The sequence below is a fragment of the Streptomyces lanatus genome (genome assembly GCF_014655715.1).
GTDB classification, from domain to species: Bacteria; Actinomycetota; Actinomycetes; order Streptomycetales; family Streptomycetaceae; genus Streptomyces; species Streptomyces lanatus.
This window is the reverse complement of sequence record NZ_BNBM01000011.1, coordinates 177188-192041: the sequence shown is the minus strand read 5'-3', so window position 1 is coordinate 192041 and position 14854 is coordinate 177188. Positions and strand designations below refer to the sequence as shown.

Here is a 14854-nt window from a genome sequence, read left to right as displayed (position 1 = left end):
CATGACCGTCAACGAACCCGTGCTGGACACGTTCGAGGACACTCCTGCCAAGGACCGTGACCCGGACTGGTTCAAACGCGCCGTCTTCTACGAGGTCCTGGTCCGCTCCTTCCAGGACTCCAACGGCGACGGCGTCGGCGACCTCAAAGGCCTGACCGCCAAACTCGACTATCTGCAATGGCTCGGCGTCGACTGTCTGTGGCTGCCGCCCTTCTTCAAATCACCCCTGCGCGACGGCGGCTACGACGTATCCGACTACACCTCGGTCCTTCCCGAATTCGGTGACCTCGCCGACTTCGTGGAATTCGTCGACTCCGCCCACCAGCGCGGCATGCGCGTCATCATCGACTTCGTCATGAACCACACGAGTGATCAGCACCCGTGGTTCCAGGAGTCGAGGAAGGACCCGGACGGCCCGTACGGCGACTACTACATGTGGGCCGACGACGACAAGCAGTACGCCGACGCCCGCATCATCTTCGTCGACACGGAGCCCTCCAACTGGACCTACGACCCGGTCCGGGGGCAGTACTTCTTCCATCGCTTCTTCTCCCACCAGCCGGACCTGAACTATGAGAACCCGGCCGTGCAGGAGGAGATCCTGGCCGCCCTGCGTTTCTGGCTGGACCTGGGAATCGACGGCTATCGTCTCGACGCCGTGCCCTATCTGTACGCGGAGGAGGGCACGAACTGCGAGAACCTTCCCGCCGCGCATGAGTTCCTCAAGCGGGTCCGCCGGGAGATCGACGCGATGTATCCGGACACGGTGCTGCTGGCGGAGGCGAACCAGTGGCCGGAGGACGTCGTCGACTACTTCGGTGACTACGCCTCGGGTGGCGACGAGTGCCATATGGCGTTCCATTTTCCGGTCATGCCGAGGATCTTCATGGCCGTACGGCGGGAATCCCGTTATCCCGTCTCCGAAATCCTCGCGAAGACCCCGGCGATTCCCTCCGGCTGCCAGTGGGGCGTCTTCCTGCGCAACCACGACGAGCTGACCCTGGAGATGGTCACCGACGAGGAACGCGACTACATGTGGGCGGAGTACGCCAAGGACCCCCGCATGCGCGCCAATATCGGCATCCGCCGCAGGCTGGCACCCCTGTTGGACAACGACCGGCACTCGATCGAACTCTTCACCGCCCTGCTTCTCGCCCTCCCCGGCTCGCCGATCCTCTACTACGGCGACGAGATCGGCATGGGCGACAACATCTGGCTCGGCGACCGCGACGCCGTCCGCACGCCCATGCAGTGGACCCCGGACCGTAATGCCGGCTTCTCCACCTGCGACCCCGGACGGCTCTGCCTGCCGACCATCATGGACCCGGTCTACGGCTATCAGGTGACGAATGTCGAGGCGTCCATGGCCTCACCATCGTCGCTGCTGCACTGGACCCGCCGAATGATCGAGATCCGTAAGCAGAACCCGGCGTTCGGACTCGGCACCTACACCGAACTCCAGTCGTCGAATCCGGCGGTCCTCGCCTTTCTGCGCGAATACGAGGACGACCTGGTGCTGTGCGTGAACAACTTCGCGCGTTTCGCGCAGCCCACCGAACTCGACCTGCGCGAGTTCAGCGGACGCCACCCGGTCGAGCTGTTCGGCGGGGTGCGCTTCCCGGCCATCGGCGAACTGCCGTATCTGCTGACCCTCGGGGGCCACGGCTTCTACTGGTTCCGGCTCACCCGAGTCGCATCCCGCATCGGCAGACGACTTTGAGCGTGAGCTTCGAGCGTGTGCCGAGGAAAGGACGCGTCACCATGCAGAAGACCGCATCTCCCCGACCCACCCGTACGGTCGACGCCGGCCTGATGGCCTCGCTGGCCGGGCTGCTGCGCGAGTGGCTGCCACGGCAGCGCTGGTTCGCGGGCAAGGACCGGCCCGTCACCGACCTCGCGCTGCTGTCGATGACGGAGCTGTTCCCGGGCTGTCTGCATCTGCTGGTGCACGCCGGTCACTCGGCGGTGCCCTCGCCCGGCGGCGCGCCCCCGGCCGGCGACTGCTACCAGCTCCTGCTCGGTGTACGGCAGCATCTGTCGCCGCGTCTCGGCAAGGCGCTCATCGGCCGTGCGGAGGAAGGTCCGCTGGCCGGTCTGACGGTCTTCGACGCCCTTCAGGACCCGCGTTCGGCCCAGCTGCTCCTGGACCGGCTGCGGCACCCGGGCACGGCGGGGCCGCTGCGCTTCGAGGCGGATCCGTCCGTGTCGCTGCCGGCCGGTCTGGTGCCCCGGCTCCTCGACGCGGAGCAGTCCAACTCCTCGCTGGTGTACGGCGACGCGTTCATCCTGAAGCTGTTCCGGCGCATCCAGCCCGGCGTCAATCCCGATCTGGAGCTGTCCGGCGCGCTGGCCCGGCAGGGCTGCGGCCGGGTGCCGGCACCGGTGGCCTGGTTCCGTACGATGCATCCCTGGGAGGCGACGCTGGGCGTGCTCCAGCCGTTCCTGCGGGACGCCTCCGACGGCTGGACACTGGCGCTGGACGCGCTGGCCTCCGGTGACGACTTCACCGCTCAGGCCCATCAGCTGGGTATGGCGACGGCGGAGGTGCATCTGGCGCTGGCGTCGGCCTTCCCGTCCGGCGCCCACGCCGAGAACGGCCGTACGGCGGCGGCGATGACCGAACGCCTGGAGCTCGCCGCGCACTTCGTCCCCGCGCTCCAGCCGCATGTCCCGGGGCTGCGCACCGCCTTCGGCACCCTCGCCGCCTGCGATCCCGGGCCGCCCGCCCAGCGCATCCACGGCGATCTGCACCTGGGTCAGGTGCTGCGGGCAGGCCGGGAGTGGTTCGTGATCGACTTCGAGGGCGAGCCGTCCCGTCCGCTGGCCGAGCGGCGCGGTGTGCACTCGCCGGTGCGGGACATCGCCGGCATGCTGCGCTCCTTCGACTACGCCGCCCGGCAGCGCCGTCCATGGCGCCCGGAGTGGGCGCGCCGCTGCCGGGAGGCCTACTGCGCGGGCTATGCCCTGCGCGCCGGGTGGGACCCGCGCAAGAAGCACGGGCTGCTCCGTGCCTATGAGACCGACCGCGCCGTGTACGAGGTGCTGTACGAGGCCCGGCACCGACCCGACTGGTTGCCCGTACCGATGGCGGCGATCGAACGCCTCGCCGTGAGAGGAGCCTGACCCCATGGCCCTGCACGAGACCTCGCGGCCCGAGTCGGCCGGACCCGGCCGGCTCGCCACCGCTCCCGCCCTCGATCCGGCCGAGCGTGAGCGCCTGCTGTCGGGCGCCCACCACGATCCGCACGCACTGCTGGGGGCGCATCCGGTCCCCGGCGGGATCGCGGTGCGGGCGCTGCGCCCGTTCGCGCGCGCGGTGAGCGTCGTGGTCGGCGGCGAGCGCACCGCGCTGGTCTCGGAGGGCGGCGGTCTGTTCTCCGCCGTGCTGCCGCTGGACGCGATCCCCGCGTACACGCTGCTGGTGTCGTACGCCGAGGACGGGTCGGACGAGCGTGAGGTCCATGACCCGTACCGCTTCCTGCCCGCCCTCGGCGAGTTCGATCTGCACCTGATCCGCGAGGGCCGGCACGAGGAGCTGTGGAAGGCGCTCGGGGCCGAGCCGATGATCCATGAGGGCGTGGCCGGCACCCGGTTCACGGTGTGGGCGCCCAACGCGCGGGGTGTGCGGGTCGCCGGGGACTTCACCTGCTGGGACGGGACGGCGTTCCCGATGCGCTCGCTCGGGGCGTCCGGGGTGTGGGAGCTGTTCCTGCCCGGCATCGGCGAGGGCACCCGGTACAAGTTCGAGATCACCTCCCGGCACGGCCACCGCTTCCTCAAGGCGGACCCGATGGCACGCCGGTCGGAGGTCCCGCCGGACACGGCGTCGATCGTGCACGCCTCGCACTACGAGTGGGGCGACGAGCACTGGATGGCGCACCGGGGTGACGTCCCCGTGCACCGGGCCCCCTTCTCGGTCTACGAGGTCCATCTTCCGTCCTGGCGCCCGGGGCTGACGTACCGTCAACTCGCCGAGGAGCTGCCCGCCTACGTCAATGAACTCGGCTTCACCCACGTCGAGCTGATGCCGGTCGCCCAGCATCCCTTCGCCGGTTCCTGGGGCTACCAGGTCACCGGTTTCTACGCGCCGACCTCGCGGCTCGGGACACCCGACGACTTCAAGTACCTGGTGGACGCCCTGCACCGGGCCGGTGTCGGGGTGATCGTGGACTGGGTGCCGGCGCATTTCCCCAAGGACGACTGGGCGCTGGCCCGGTTCGACGGGGAGCCGCTGTACGAGCCCGGGGACTCGCGGCGGGCCGAGCATCCGGACTGGGGCACGTTCGAGTTCGACTACGGGCGTACCGAGGTGCGCAACTTCCTTGTCGCCAACGCCACTTACTGGTGCGAGGAGTTCCACATCGACGGGCTGCGGGTGGACGCCGTCGCCTCCATGCTCTATCTCGACTACTCGCGGGACTCCGGGCAGTGGGCGCCGAATGTGTTCGGCGGGCGGGAGGACCTGGAGGCGATGCGGTTCCTCCAGGAGATGAACGCGACCGTCTACCGGCGCAACCCGGGGGTCGTCACCATCGCGGAGGAGTCGACCGCATGGGACGGGGTGACGAAGCCGACCGACAGTGGCGGCCTGGGGTTCGGTCTGAAGTGGAACATGGGGTGGATGCACGACTCGCTGGAATACATCGCCAAGGAGCCGGTGCATCGCAAGTACCACCACAACGAGATGACGTTCTCGATGGTGTACGCCTACAGCGAGAACTACGTGCTCCCCATCTCGCACGACGAGGTCGTGCACGGCAAGCAGGCGCTGGTGTCGAAGATGCCGGGCGACTGGTGGCAGCGACGCGCCAACCACCGTGCCTACCTGGGCTTCATGTGGGCCCACCCGGGCAAGCAGCTCCTCTTCATGGGGCAGGAGTTCGCGCAGGGCGCCGAGTGGTCGCAGGAGCATGGTCCGGAGTGGTGGCTGCTAGATGCCGGGTACGCGTCGGCGGGCGACCATCGGGGGGTGCAGGACCTGGTCGGTGATCTCAACATGCTGTACCGGGCGACCCCGGCCCTGTGGGAGCGGGACACCGACCCGGGCGGATTCAGGTGGGTGCTGGGGGACGCGGCCGACGACAACGTATTCGCGTTCCTGCGGTTCGGCGCCGACGGCACCCCGCTGCTCGCCGTCAGCAACTTCTCACCGGTGGTCCGCCATGACTACCGCCTCGCCGTGCCGGACTCGGTGATCGCCTGGCAGGAGGCCCTCAACACCGATGCGGCGCGCTACGGCGGCAGCGACGTCACCAACCATGACGCGGTGAAACCGGAGGACGGGCACATCCGGCTGACGCTGCCTCCGCTGGCGACGGTCTGGCTGCTGCCGTACGGGATGTGACCTCTATGTGACTGACGAGTTCTCCGTTCCGGACACCATCCGGTCCCAGCTGGGCTAGATTCGGGCAGCGCCGATAACGGAACTCATCGGTGACGTCACACCCGGTACACATCTGGAGCAGCGCATGCGCGACCTCGGCCTCGCTCCCCCGACCGTCACGCCCCTGATCGGCGGCCTCGCCGACAGCGTCTTCGAAACGGCGGCGATCAACCCCACTCTGCCGATGCTCGCGCGCCGTCCGGAACCCTCCTCCCCCATCTGGGAGGAGGTCACCGCCGTCGAAGTGCGCGACGAAGTGACCGATCTCGCCAAGGGACTGATCGCTTCCGGTATCTCACCGGGGCACCGCGTGGCCATCATGGCGCGCACCCGGTACGAGTGGACGGTGCTCAGCTACGCGCTGTGGGCGGTGGGCGCCGAGGTGGTGCCGATCTATCCGACGTCGTCGCGCGACCAGGTCGAGTGGATCCTGCGGGACGCCGAGTGCGTGGCCGTGGTGGTCGAGGACGAGCAGGCGATCATGACCGTCGGCTCGGTGTGCGGATCGCTGCCGCGGCTGCGCAATGTCTGGCAGCTCGACACGGGCGGGCTCCAGCAGCTCGTGGAGCGCGGCGAGTTCGTGCCGCTGGCCACGGTCGAGTCGCTGCGCCGGATCGTGCTGCCGGACTCCACCGCGGTGGTCGCCTACACCTCCGGCACGACGGGCCGGCCCCTGGGCTGCGCGCTGAGCCACCGGAATCTGGCGAGCCCCTGCGACACGATGCTCGCCGGCTGGGGTCACAAGGTGGTGCCGCCGGGAGGGCAGGCGTCCGTCCTCGCCTTCCTGCCGTTCTCCCATGTGTACGGCCTTCTGGTGCAGACCCTGTGCATCCGCGGCGGCATCCTCATGGGCCACGAGGCCGAGTTGCAGGCGGAGGCGCTGGCGAGTGCCGTGCAGACCTTCAAGCCCACCTATTTCTGCGCCGTACCGTCGATCTTCGAGAAGATCTACAAGAACGCCCTGCGCACGGCCCAGCAGGCCGGCCGGGGTGCGCTGTTCGAGCGGGCCGCCGACACCGCGCGGGACTTCGCGGCGGCCCTGGAACGGCATCGGCTGGGCGGCGGTCCCGGGCCCGGTTTCGATCTGCGGCTGCAACACGCCCTGTACGAGCGGACGGTGTACCGCAGGTTCCGGGCCGCGCTGGGCGGCAGGGTGCTGCTGGCGTCGTCCGGCGGCTCGTCCCTCAACCGTGAGCTCGCCCTGTTCTACGAGGGCGTCGGCATCTTCGTGCACGACGGGTACGGGCTCACGGAGACCAGCGGCGGTGTCACGGCGCAGCCGCTGGGGCGGGAGATGTCGGGGACGGTCGGGCAGGCGCTGCCCGGCATGGACATCCGGGTCGCGGACGACGGGGAGATCCTGGTGCGCGGGCCGTCGGTGTTCCAGGGATACGTCAACGACGATGCCTCGACGCGGGCCGCGCTGCGCGGCGGCTGGCTCGCCACCGGGGATCTGGGGCGGCTGGACTCCGACGGCTATCTGACGATCACGGGGCGCAAGAAGGACGTCATCGTCACCAGCAGCGGCAAGAACGTCTCACCGGCGCTCCTGGAGCAGCGGCTGCGGATGCATCCGCTGGTGCATCAGGCGGTGGTGGTGGGTGACAACCGGCCCTGTGTCGGGGCGCTGATCACCCTGGACCCCGATTTCCTGGCGTTCTGGCGGGACTCGATCGCCGCGCGCAGCGATGCGCGGATGCGGTTGGCGCGGGAGGAGAACACGCTGCGGGAGGAGATCGCCCGGGCCGTGGCCGCCGCCAACAGCGCGGTGTCGCGCGCGGAGTCGATCCGGGTGTTCCGGGTGCTGCCGGAGCCGTTCGACGTGGCCAGCGGTCTGCTGACGCCGTCGATGAAGCTGCGGCGGGACGCGATCGTGCGGCACTACGCGCTGCAGATCGACGCGATGTACCAGGCCCGCTCGCGCGCCCCCCGGGAGCAGTTGTCGGACGAGTTCGCGCACTGGGACGACGCGGACAACGTCTTCCGCTGAGCGCGGCTATGCGCCCGAGGTGAGCCTTACGACGTTCGAGCGCTCCCCGAGGACGAAGGCGCGGACGCGGTAGGCGGCGTGCGCTTCCTCGGGCAGCGGGGCGAAGTCGGTGGCCTCGGTGTCCGGGGCGAGGACCGCGACGGGGTCGTAGCGGTCGCCGTCCCGCTTGCGCAGTTCGAGCAGGAAGCCGTCCTCGTCGGAGGAGGTGTCCCTCCAGGTGAGGTGGATGCCGTCGGCGCGGGCGGTCCGGTGGGGGCGGACGGTGGGGCCCCGGTAGGACGTGAGGCGGTAGTAGAAGGTGGTGTGCGGCATGAGGTCGGGGTGGCGGTAGCTCGTCACCTGCGGTGCGAGGTATTGCAGGACGGTGTACGGGCCGTCCTCCTCGGTCGCGAACTCCAGGACGTGGCCCGCGATCCCGGGCCGCGTGTCCCGCCAGTCGAGGTCGATGTCGGTGGGTGTCGTCAGGACACCGCGCAGTGGCCGCTCCGGCTCGGCCGAGCAGGCCGGCAGCGCCAGGATCAGCGCCGCCGACGCCGCGATGAGCGCCTTTCCTCGCATACGGCGGCCGCTACTTGCGCCAGAAGCGGACGTTGCTCCACTCCACGGTGGCCGTGCCGTTGCCGCTGTTGGTGCGGTAGGCGCCGAACTTGTCGTAGAAGCTGCCGCCGGGGCTGTCGTAGGTGTGCTTGAGCGAACCGTTGATGTAGGTGCGGTGCTCGTTGCCGACCTGGTGGACGGTGTTGACGCGGACGGTCGCGCCGACGGTCCCGGCGTTGGAGAGGGTGGTGCCGCCGTGCACCGCGTAGAGCCTGCCGCCGCGCTCTACGGCGAGCATGAAGTACGGTCCCGAACCCGATTCGTGGAAGGTCTGCTTGAGGCTGATCCTGGTGCCGCTGAGGCCGGTGATGCGGAAGTAGCCCTCGAACTGGCGGGTTCCGCCGGTGTAGGTGGCATAGCGGCGTTCAGCCCGTTGGTCGCCGCTGGCGGTGGAGCAGGTGAGCCGGAAGGTCAGGCCGTCGATCTGGCCGCAGCCGCGCTCCTGCTCGGTGAAGCTGGGCGACACCGACTGCCAGCCGCCTGGCTCGACTTCGGCGAACGCGTTCGGGGCGGCGAGCAGGGATGTGGCGCACAGCGCCGTGGTGACGGTGGTGAGGGTGCGCAGGCGTGGGAGCATCCTGCCTCCTGTCGGGTGTGGGGGAACCGTGGTGATTCATATCCATGAACTGTGGACTCTTACATGGATGAGCTTTACGGAAGTTAGGTCCGGACCAATGACCCGTCAAGAGATCGCGCGGACATCTCTTTCACTCCCGAACCGGTGTGCCCCCGCGCAGGTTGGGGCAGGGTGGCTCTCGTCGGGTTCAGCTGCCTGCCGCACCCGGCTGGCGGAACGACCGGCGCCGGGGTGGGATCGAGGCAGAACCGCCCGGAGCCGCAGAAGGGATGATCACCGTGACACGACCCAGGATCCTGGTGGTTGGCGCAGGCTTCGCCGGAGTCGGCTGTGTGCGCCGGCTGGAGCGCAGGCTCTCGCCCGACGAGGCCGAGATCACCTTGGTGACGCCGTCCTCCTACCAGCTCTATCTGCCGCTTCTGCCCCAGGTCGCCTCCGGCGTCCTCACCCCGCAGTCGATCGCCGTGTCCCTGCGCCGCAGCCGCAGGTACCGCACCCGGATCATCCCGGGCGGTGCCATCGGCGTGGACCTCGCGGCCAAGGTCTGCGTCGTCCGCACCATCACCGACCGCACCGTCAACGAGCCGTACGACTACATCGTGCTGGCCCCCGGCAGCGTCACCCGCACCTTCGACATCCCGGGGCTGACCGACAACGCGTTCGGCATGAAGACGCTCGCGGAGGCCGCGTATCTGCGCGACCACGTCATCTCCCAGCTGGACCTGGCCGACGCCAGCCAGGACCCCGACGAGCGCGCGGCACGGCTGCAGTTCGTGGTGGTCGGCGGCGGCTACGCGGGCACCGAGACCGCAGCGTGTCTGCAGATGCTGACGCACAACGCGGTCAAGCGCTATCCGCGGCTCGACCCGCGTCTGATCAAGTGGCATCTGATCGACATCGCGCCGAGGCTGATGCCCGAGCTGGGCGAGAAGCTGGGCTCGGACGCCCAGAAGATCCTGGGCCGGCGCGGTATCGAGATCTCGCTCGGGGTGTCCATCGCGAAGGCGGGACCCGAGGAGGTCACCTTCACCGACGGCCGGGTCGTCCCGACCCGCACCCTGATCTGGACGGCCGGCGTGGTCGCCAGTCCGCTGATCGGCACCCTGGGCGCGGAGACGGTGCGGGGGCGGCTCGCGGTCAACGCGGAGATGAACCTGCCCGGGCACGACGGGGTGTTCGCGCTCGGCGACGCCGCCGCGGTGCCCGATGTGGCCAAGGACGAGGAGGGCGCCGTCTGTCCGCCCACCGCCCAGCACGCGATGCGCCAGGGCAAGGTCGTCGCCGACAACGTCATCGCCGCGCTGCGCGAGCAGCCGCTGCGGCCGTACAAGCACAAGGACCTCGGCCTGGTCGTCGACCTCGGCGGACGCGACGCCGTGTCCAAGCCCATCGGCATCGAGCTGAAGGGCCTGCCCGCGATGGCCGTCGCCCGCGGCTACCACTGGTCGGCGCTGCGCACCAACGTCGCCAAGACCCGCGTCATGACGAACTGGCTGCTCAACGCGGTCGCCGGGGACGACTTCGTACGTACCGGCTTCCAGTCCCGCAGCCCGGCCAAGCTCAAGGACTCCGAGTTCGTGCACGCGTATCTGACGCCGGAGCAGCTGCGTGCCCAGGTGGGCGCGGCGGCCGAGGGGGACGGCTGAGGGGTGACGGTCGCGGCGCGGAGCACGGGGAGAGCGCGGGAGCGTGAGCGCAGCGGGAGGTCCGGTCCGCGCAAGGTTGCGTGACCGTGTCGCGGCCTCGGACCCGGGGCTGCTGAGGCTGTCGGCCGGGCTGCGCACGGCGGGCTCGATCGCCCTCGCGGTCGCCCTGCTCGCTCTGCTGGGGACCGATGTGCGCCACCTGGTGGCGGGGGCCCTCGCGGCGATGGTCGCCACCTTCGCCATCCGGGAGAAGCAGCGCGGGCCGCAGGCGGTCACGCTCGCGCTGGGTCTGCCGGTGGCGCTGGCGTCGATGTCGCTGGCGGCGGTTCTGCACAGCAGTGTCGTGGCGGGCGACGTGTTCTTCGTCGCGCTGATCTTCGGTGCCGTCTACGGCCGCCGGTTCGGTGACCGGGGCACCGCGCTCGGTCTCATCGGCTTTCAGATCTACTTCGTCTCCCTCTTCGTCGGCGCCTCGGTCGGCGAACTGCCCGAACTGTGCGGCGTGGTGGCCGTGGGCTTCGGGTGCAGCGCGCTGATGCGGTTCGTCCTCGTCCCCGAGACTCCGACGGGAGTGCTGCAGCGGCTGCGCGACGCCTTCCGCGCCCGGCTGGCCCAGTTGTTGTCCGCGCAGATCGATCTGCTCGACGCCGGTCCCGAGGACGCGGACCGGGCGCTGGAGCATGTGCGGGAGGGTACGGCGCGGCTGCACGAGACGGCGCTGCTGATCCAGGGCCGGCTGGAGGAGGGCACGGCGGACGAAGCGGTGGCCGGGCTCGTCCAGCGGCGGGTGGCGGACGCCGAGATCGCCGCCGAACGTCTGGGGCTGTCGTTGCTGCGCGCCCGCGGCGCCGAGCGGGTCGACACGCTGGCCCTGCATCTGCCGGGCGCACCCGTCCCCTCCGGCGGGCGGCAACCCGTGCGGGACGCGGCGACCGACACCCTGCGCCGGGATCTGGAGGCGCTGCGCCTGCTGGTGCTGCGGCCCGTCGAGCAGGCCGCCGGAAGCTCCGTGTCCCATCTGCGCAACCGGCTCCTCGGGTACCGCGACGAGGAGAACCTGCCGGTGGCGTCTCCCGCCGTGCAGGACGTCTTCCGTGCCGTCGGCGAGGCCGCCCGTGCCGTACTGGGGCTGCGGATCGCGCTGGGCGGGGCCCAGGACGAGTCGGACGACTCCCCGGCCACGGCCAGGTCCCGCGAGGAGCTTGACGCCGAGGACGCCGTGCTCGACGCCGAGGAGGAGGCGCCCGCGGAGGCGGAGACCGGGCTGCGGCGGCCCACCACGCGTGCCGCCGTGCAGGTGGCCGTGGGGTCGGCGCTGGCCATGGTCGGCGGTGAGCTGCTGTCCCGCGACCGCTGGTACTGGGCGGTGCTGACCTGCTGGATCGTGTTCCTCAACACCGCTTCCACGGGCGAGATCCTGGTCAAGGGCTACCGCCGGCTGCTGGGCACCGTCCTCGGTGTCCTGGCCGGCATCGTGCTGGCGGGCGCGGTCGGGCAGCACACCTGGACGGCGTTCGCGCTGGTGCTGCTGTTCGTGTTCGCGATGTTCTACTCGGCGCCGCTGTCCTACACGCTGATGTCCTTCTTCGTCACCGCGGCGCTCGGGCTGCTCTACACCCTGCTGCACACCTACAGCCTCTCGGTGCTCGTCCTGCGCATCGAGGAGACCGCGCTCGGCGCGGCCTGCGGGGTGATCGCGGCCGCGTTCGTGCTGCCGGTGCGCACGGACCGCCGTACGAACGAACTCCTCGTCACCGTGCTGGAGCGGCTCGGCGGCGTCACCCGCAGTGCCGTCGACCAGCTCAGCGGCGGACCGCCCGTGGATCTGATGGACGAGGCGCGCGACCTGGACCAGGCGCTGGCCGACCTGCGCGCCGCCGTCCAGCCCCTCACGCATCCGGTGACGCCGCTACGGGCCCGGCGGGAGACCGCGCGCTATGTCGTCGCGCTGCTGGAGACCTGCGCGTACCACGCGCGTTCGCTGGCCGCGACCGCCGAGCTGCTGCCCACGCATCCCTCGATCGCGGCGGACCCGCGGCTGCGCCGGGCCGCCGCGCGCATCGACCACAACATCGGGGCGATAGCCGCCCGGGTGAGCGACGAACACGCCGCGGTCGAGATCGAGACCGGGCCGAGCATCGCCTCGCTGCTCGGCCCGGCCGTCCCCGGCACCTCGCGCTACGGCCGGGTCACCGACCGTGTCCTGCGGCATCTGCAGCGTCTGGACGAGGGGGTGTCCGGTCTGGCCCGTCCGTTGGGCGTGCCCGTGAAGGCGCCGGAACGGTGACGGCTCATCCCGTGGATACCGGGTACGCGGACCTCATGACCGATGTCGTGGACTCAGACGAACTGCTGCGGCGGATGCAGCGTGCCAGGACCTGTGCCCGGCAGGAGGAGCGGACGTGGCGGGCACGGAGCGAGAGGCTGCGGTCGACCGACCCCGAGGGGGCGCGGGAGGCCGCCGTACGGACGCTGGCGTACGAGAGCGTGCTCACGGTGCTGGACGAGATCCTGACCCCGGGCAGGCATGCCACCGACAGGTCCGAACCGATCTGAAACCTGGATCGAAGTGAAACCGGTCACGTAGCAGGGTTCTGATTTCGCACCATCCCCCAAAATGGTTTACGGTTCATACATACGTGGTCACGGGGTGGACAGATCTCGTCCTCCGTGCGCCACCGCATACGGCCCTGGCTGGTCTCCCCCGTCCAGCCAGGGCTTTTTCATGCCCTCGTCGACCGGCCGCCCGGGATTCCCCGCCGAAACCGCCCTCCGCCGAGGTGCTCAGCGCGGCGGCAGCGGCTGAAATGGACGCAGGGAAAGCACCGGAACCTCAGTCCTCGGCGAGGAGCCCAGTGTCATGACCAAAGCGATCAAACTGCTGACCGCCCTTCCGCCGCCTCAGCGTCAGCGCCTGATGTCGCTGGCCCGGGAGGTCGCCTTCCCGGAGGACGCCCGGATCTTCGAGGCGGGCGGCACGGCCGACCGCTTCTGGGTGATCCGCTCGGGCGCCGTCTCCCTCGACCAGCGCGTGACGTCCGTGCAGCGGGTCACCGTCGCCAGCCTCGGCTCCGGCGATCTGCTCGGCTGGTCCTGGCTGTTCCCGCCGTACCAGTGGGACTTCGGCGCGGAGGCCTTCAGCCCGGTGCGCGCCTACGAGTTCGAGGCGGAGCCGGTGCTGCGGCTGTGCGAGGAGGACACGCAGCTCGGGATGCTGCTGGTGCGGTACGTCGCCGAGATCCTCGCGCACCGGCTGGAGATGACCCGGGGCAAGCTGATGGAGCAGTACGGGCAGCACCGGCGCAGCGTGCTCTGAGCCTCAGACGCGGTAGCGGCGCAGGGCGGGCAGCGCGGCGGCCAGGCCCAGCATCAGGACGACTACCAGCAGGCCGCCGCCCACGGTGGCCGTGCGGGCGCCGAAGGCCGAGCCGGCCGTGCCGTGCAGGACGTCGGCGAGGCGCGGGCCGCCCGCGACGACGACCGTGAACACACCCTGCATCCGGCCGCGCATCTCGTCGCTGGCGGCGGACAGCAGGATCGCCCCGCGGAAGACCATCGAGACCATGTCGGCGACCCCGGCCAGCACCAGGAACAGCACCGCGAGCCACAGACTGCCGCTCAGCCCGAAAGCGGTGATGGCGGCGCCCCAGGCGACGACCGCGCCGATCACCATCCAGCCGTGCCGACGGGCCCGGGAGAACGTGCCGGAGAACAGCCCGCCGGCCACCGCGCCGATCGGGATCGCCGCGAACAGCAGGCCGAGGGCGAGCCCTTCGCCGTACGACCCGTAGGTCTGGCTCGACAGTTGGGGGAACAGCGCGCGGGGCATGCCGAAGACCATCGCGATGATGTCGGCCAGGAACGACAGCAACAGCACCTTGTGCAGGGCGATATAGCGGAAGCCCTCCGCGATCTCCCGTACGCCCGCGCGGCGTTCGGCCGCGGCCTTCACCGGCGGCAGCGCGGGCAGCCGTACGACGGCCCACACCGTGACGCACAGGGCGACGGCGTCGAGGAGATACAGCTCGGCCAGGCCGATGACCGGTATCAGCACGCCGGCCAGCAGCGGTCCCACCACCTGGCCGATCTGCATGACGGTCGAGCCGAGGGCGTTCGCGGCGGGCAGTTCATCGGCCGGGACGAGACGGGCGATGGAGGCGTTGCGGGCGGGGGCGTTGAGTCCCCAGAAGGCCTGCTGCACGGCGAGCAGCACCATGAGCGCGGCCACCGAGTCGAGGCCGGTGAGGGCCTGGAGCCAGAACAGCACCGAGGTGACGGCTATGCCGATGTTGGTGATCAGCAGCAGCTTGCGGCGGTCCATGCTGTCGGCGATCGCCCCGCCCCACAGCGCGAACACCACCAGCGGCAGCAGTCCGGCGACACTGGCCACGCCCACCCAGGCCGAGGACCCGGTGATGTCGAAGATCTGCTTGGGCACGGCGACCGCAGTGAGCTGGCTGCCGACGGCCGTGACGGCGGTCGAGGACCACAGGCGACGGTAGGCGGGGCGGCGCAGCGGCCGGGTGTCCATGGCCCAGCGCCGCCAGCCGCGCCGCGCGGGCGGCACCGGGGAGGGGTCCTTCTCCTGGGGTTCGGTACTGCTCTCGCTGGTGTCCACGCGATCCCTGGATGCTCGTTACATCTTTCTCGTCCGGAGATCA

Annotated in this window: 11 protein-coding genes; 8 read left to right on the top strand and 3 right to left on the bottom strand. The window is 70.3% G+C overall.

Features of this window, described 5'->3' with window-relative positions; genetic code table 11:
* Window position 1: 1 nt before the first annotated feature.
* The 4 genes from treS to IE325_RS27525 all read left to right on the top strand — a co-directional run bounded on the left by treS (window position 2) and on the right by IE325_RS27525 (window position 7373).
* The gene (gene treS, locus IE325_RS27540; protein ID WP_190072772.1) at window positions 2–1720 is read left to right on the top strand and encodes a maltose alpha-D-glucosyltransferase; all 1719 of its coding nucleotides are present in this window, start codon (window positions 2–4) and stop codon (window positions 1718–1720) included.
* A gap of 41 nt (window positions 1721–1761) precedes the next feature.
* The gene (locus IE325_RS27535) at window positions 1762–3123 is read left to right on the top strand and encodes a maltokinase N-terminal cap-like domain-containing protein (protein ID WP_190072771.1); all 1362 of its coding nucleotides are present in this window, start codon (window positions 1762–1764) and stop codon (window positions 3121–3123) included.
* 4 nt (window positions 3124–3127) lie between these two features.
* Entirely contained in the window at window positions 3128–5344 is a 2217-nt protein-coding gene (glgB, locus tag IE325_RS27530) for a 1,4-alpha-glucan branching enzyme (protein WP_190072770.1), read from the top strand.
* Between the two features lie 124 nt (window positions 5345–5468).
* Window positions 5469–7373, top strand: coding sequence for an AMP-dependent synthetase/ligase (locus IE325_RS27525; protein WP_190072769.1), 1905 nt, complete (start codon window positions 5469–5471; stop codon window positions 7371–7373).
* A gap of 6 nt (window positions 7374–7379) precedes the next feature.
* Here the strand turns inward: IE325_RS27525 and IE325_RS27520 are convergent, their stop codons facing one another.
* A complete protein-coding gene (locus tag IE325_RS27520) occupies window positions 7380–7931 on the bottom strand; it encodes a fibronectin type III domain-containing protein (RefSeq protein WP_229912071.1) in 552 nt (183 codons plus the stop codon).
* A gap of 10 nt (window positions 7932–7941) precedes the next feature.
* On the bottom strand, window positions 7942–8547 hold the full coding sequence (locus IE325_RS27515; RefSeq protein WP_190072768.1) for a hypothetical protein: 606 nt from the start codon (window positions 8545–8547) through the stop codon (window positions 7942–7944).
* Window positions 8548–8816: 269 nt separating this feature from the next.
* On the opposite strand from IE325_RS27515, the gene IE325_RS27510 reads away from it, so the two are divergent.
* From IE325_RS27510 to IE325_RS27495, 4 genes are all read left to right on the top strand, one after another.
* The gene (locus tag IE325_RS27510; RefSeq protein ID WP_190072767.1) at window positions 8817–10193 is read left to right on the top strand and encodes an NAD(P)/FAD-dependent oxidoreductase; all 1377 of its coding nucleotides are present in this window, start codon (window positions 8817–8819) and stop codon (window positions 10191–10193) included.
* A gap of 43 nt (window positions 10194–10236) precedes the next feature.
* Complete coding sequence (locus tag IE325_RS27505; protein ID WP_190072766.1) at window positions 10237–12480, top strand: FUSC family protein; 2244 nt, start codon at window positions 10237–10239, stop codon at window positions 12478–12480.
* A gap of 35 nt (window positions 12481–12515) precedes the next feature.
* Window positions 12516–12749, top strand: coding sequence for a hypothetical protein (locus IE325_RS27500; RefSeq protein WP_190072765.1), 234 nt, complete (start codon window positions 12516–12518; stop codon window positions 12747–12749).
* A 304-nt stretch (window positions 12750–13053) separates the two neighbouring features.
* Complete coding sequence (locus tag IE325_RS27495) at window positions 13054–13509, top strand: cyclic nucleotide-binding domain-containing protein (RefSeq protein ID WP_190072764.1); 456 nt, start codon at window positions 13054–13056, stop codon at window positions 13507–13509.
* Between the two features lie 3 nt (window positions 13510–13512).
* Here the strand turns inward: IE325_RS27495 and IE325_RS27490 are convergent, their stop codons facing one another.
* The gene (locus tag IE325_RS27490; RefSeq protein WP_190072763.1) at window positions 13513–14811 is read right to left on the bottom strand and encodes an MFS transporter; all 1299 of its coding nucleotides are present in this window, start codon (window positions 14809–14811) and stop codon (window positions 13513–13515) included.
* Window positions 14812–14854: the final 43 nt, after the last annotated feature.

Bases quoted from the DNA above. Each gene is read 5' to 3' on its own strand.
- IE325_RS27520 (WP_229912071.1), bottom strand. From the start codon at position 7,931: ATGCGAGGAAAGGCGCTCATCGCGGCGTCGGCGGCGCTGATCCTGGCG.
- glgB (WP_190072770.1), top strand. From the start codon at position 3,128: ATGGCCCTGCACGAGACCTCGCGGCCCGAGTCGGCCGGACCCGGCCGG.
- IE325_RS27535 (WP_190072771.1), top strand. From the start codon at position 1,762: ATGCAGAAGACCGCATCTCCCCGACCCACCCGTACGGTCGACGCCGGC.
- treS (WP_190072772.1), top strand. From the start codon at position 2: ATGACCGTCAACGAACCCGTGCTGGACACGTTCGAGGACACTCCTGCC.
- IE325_RS27495 (WP_190072764.1), top strand. From the start codon at position 13,054: ATGACCAAAGCGATCAAACTGCTGACCGCCCTTCCGCCGCCTCAGCGT.
- IE325_RS27515 (WP_190072768.1), bottom strand. From the start codon at position 8,547: ATGCTCCCACGCCTGCGCACCCTCACCACCGTCACCACGGCGCTGTGC.
- IE325_RS27525 (WP_190072769.1), top strand. From the start codon at position 5,469: ATGCGCGACCTCGGCCTCGCTCCCCCGACCGTCACGCCCCTGATCGGC.
- IE325_RS27510 (WP_190072767.1), top strand. From the start codon at position 8,817: ATGATCACCGTGACACGACCCAGGATCCTGGTGGTTGGCGCAGGCTTC.
- IE325_RS27500 (WP_190072765.1), top strand. From the start codon at position 12,516: ATGACCGATGTCGTGGACTCAGACGAACTGCTGCGGCGGATGCAGCGT.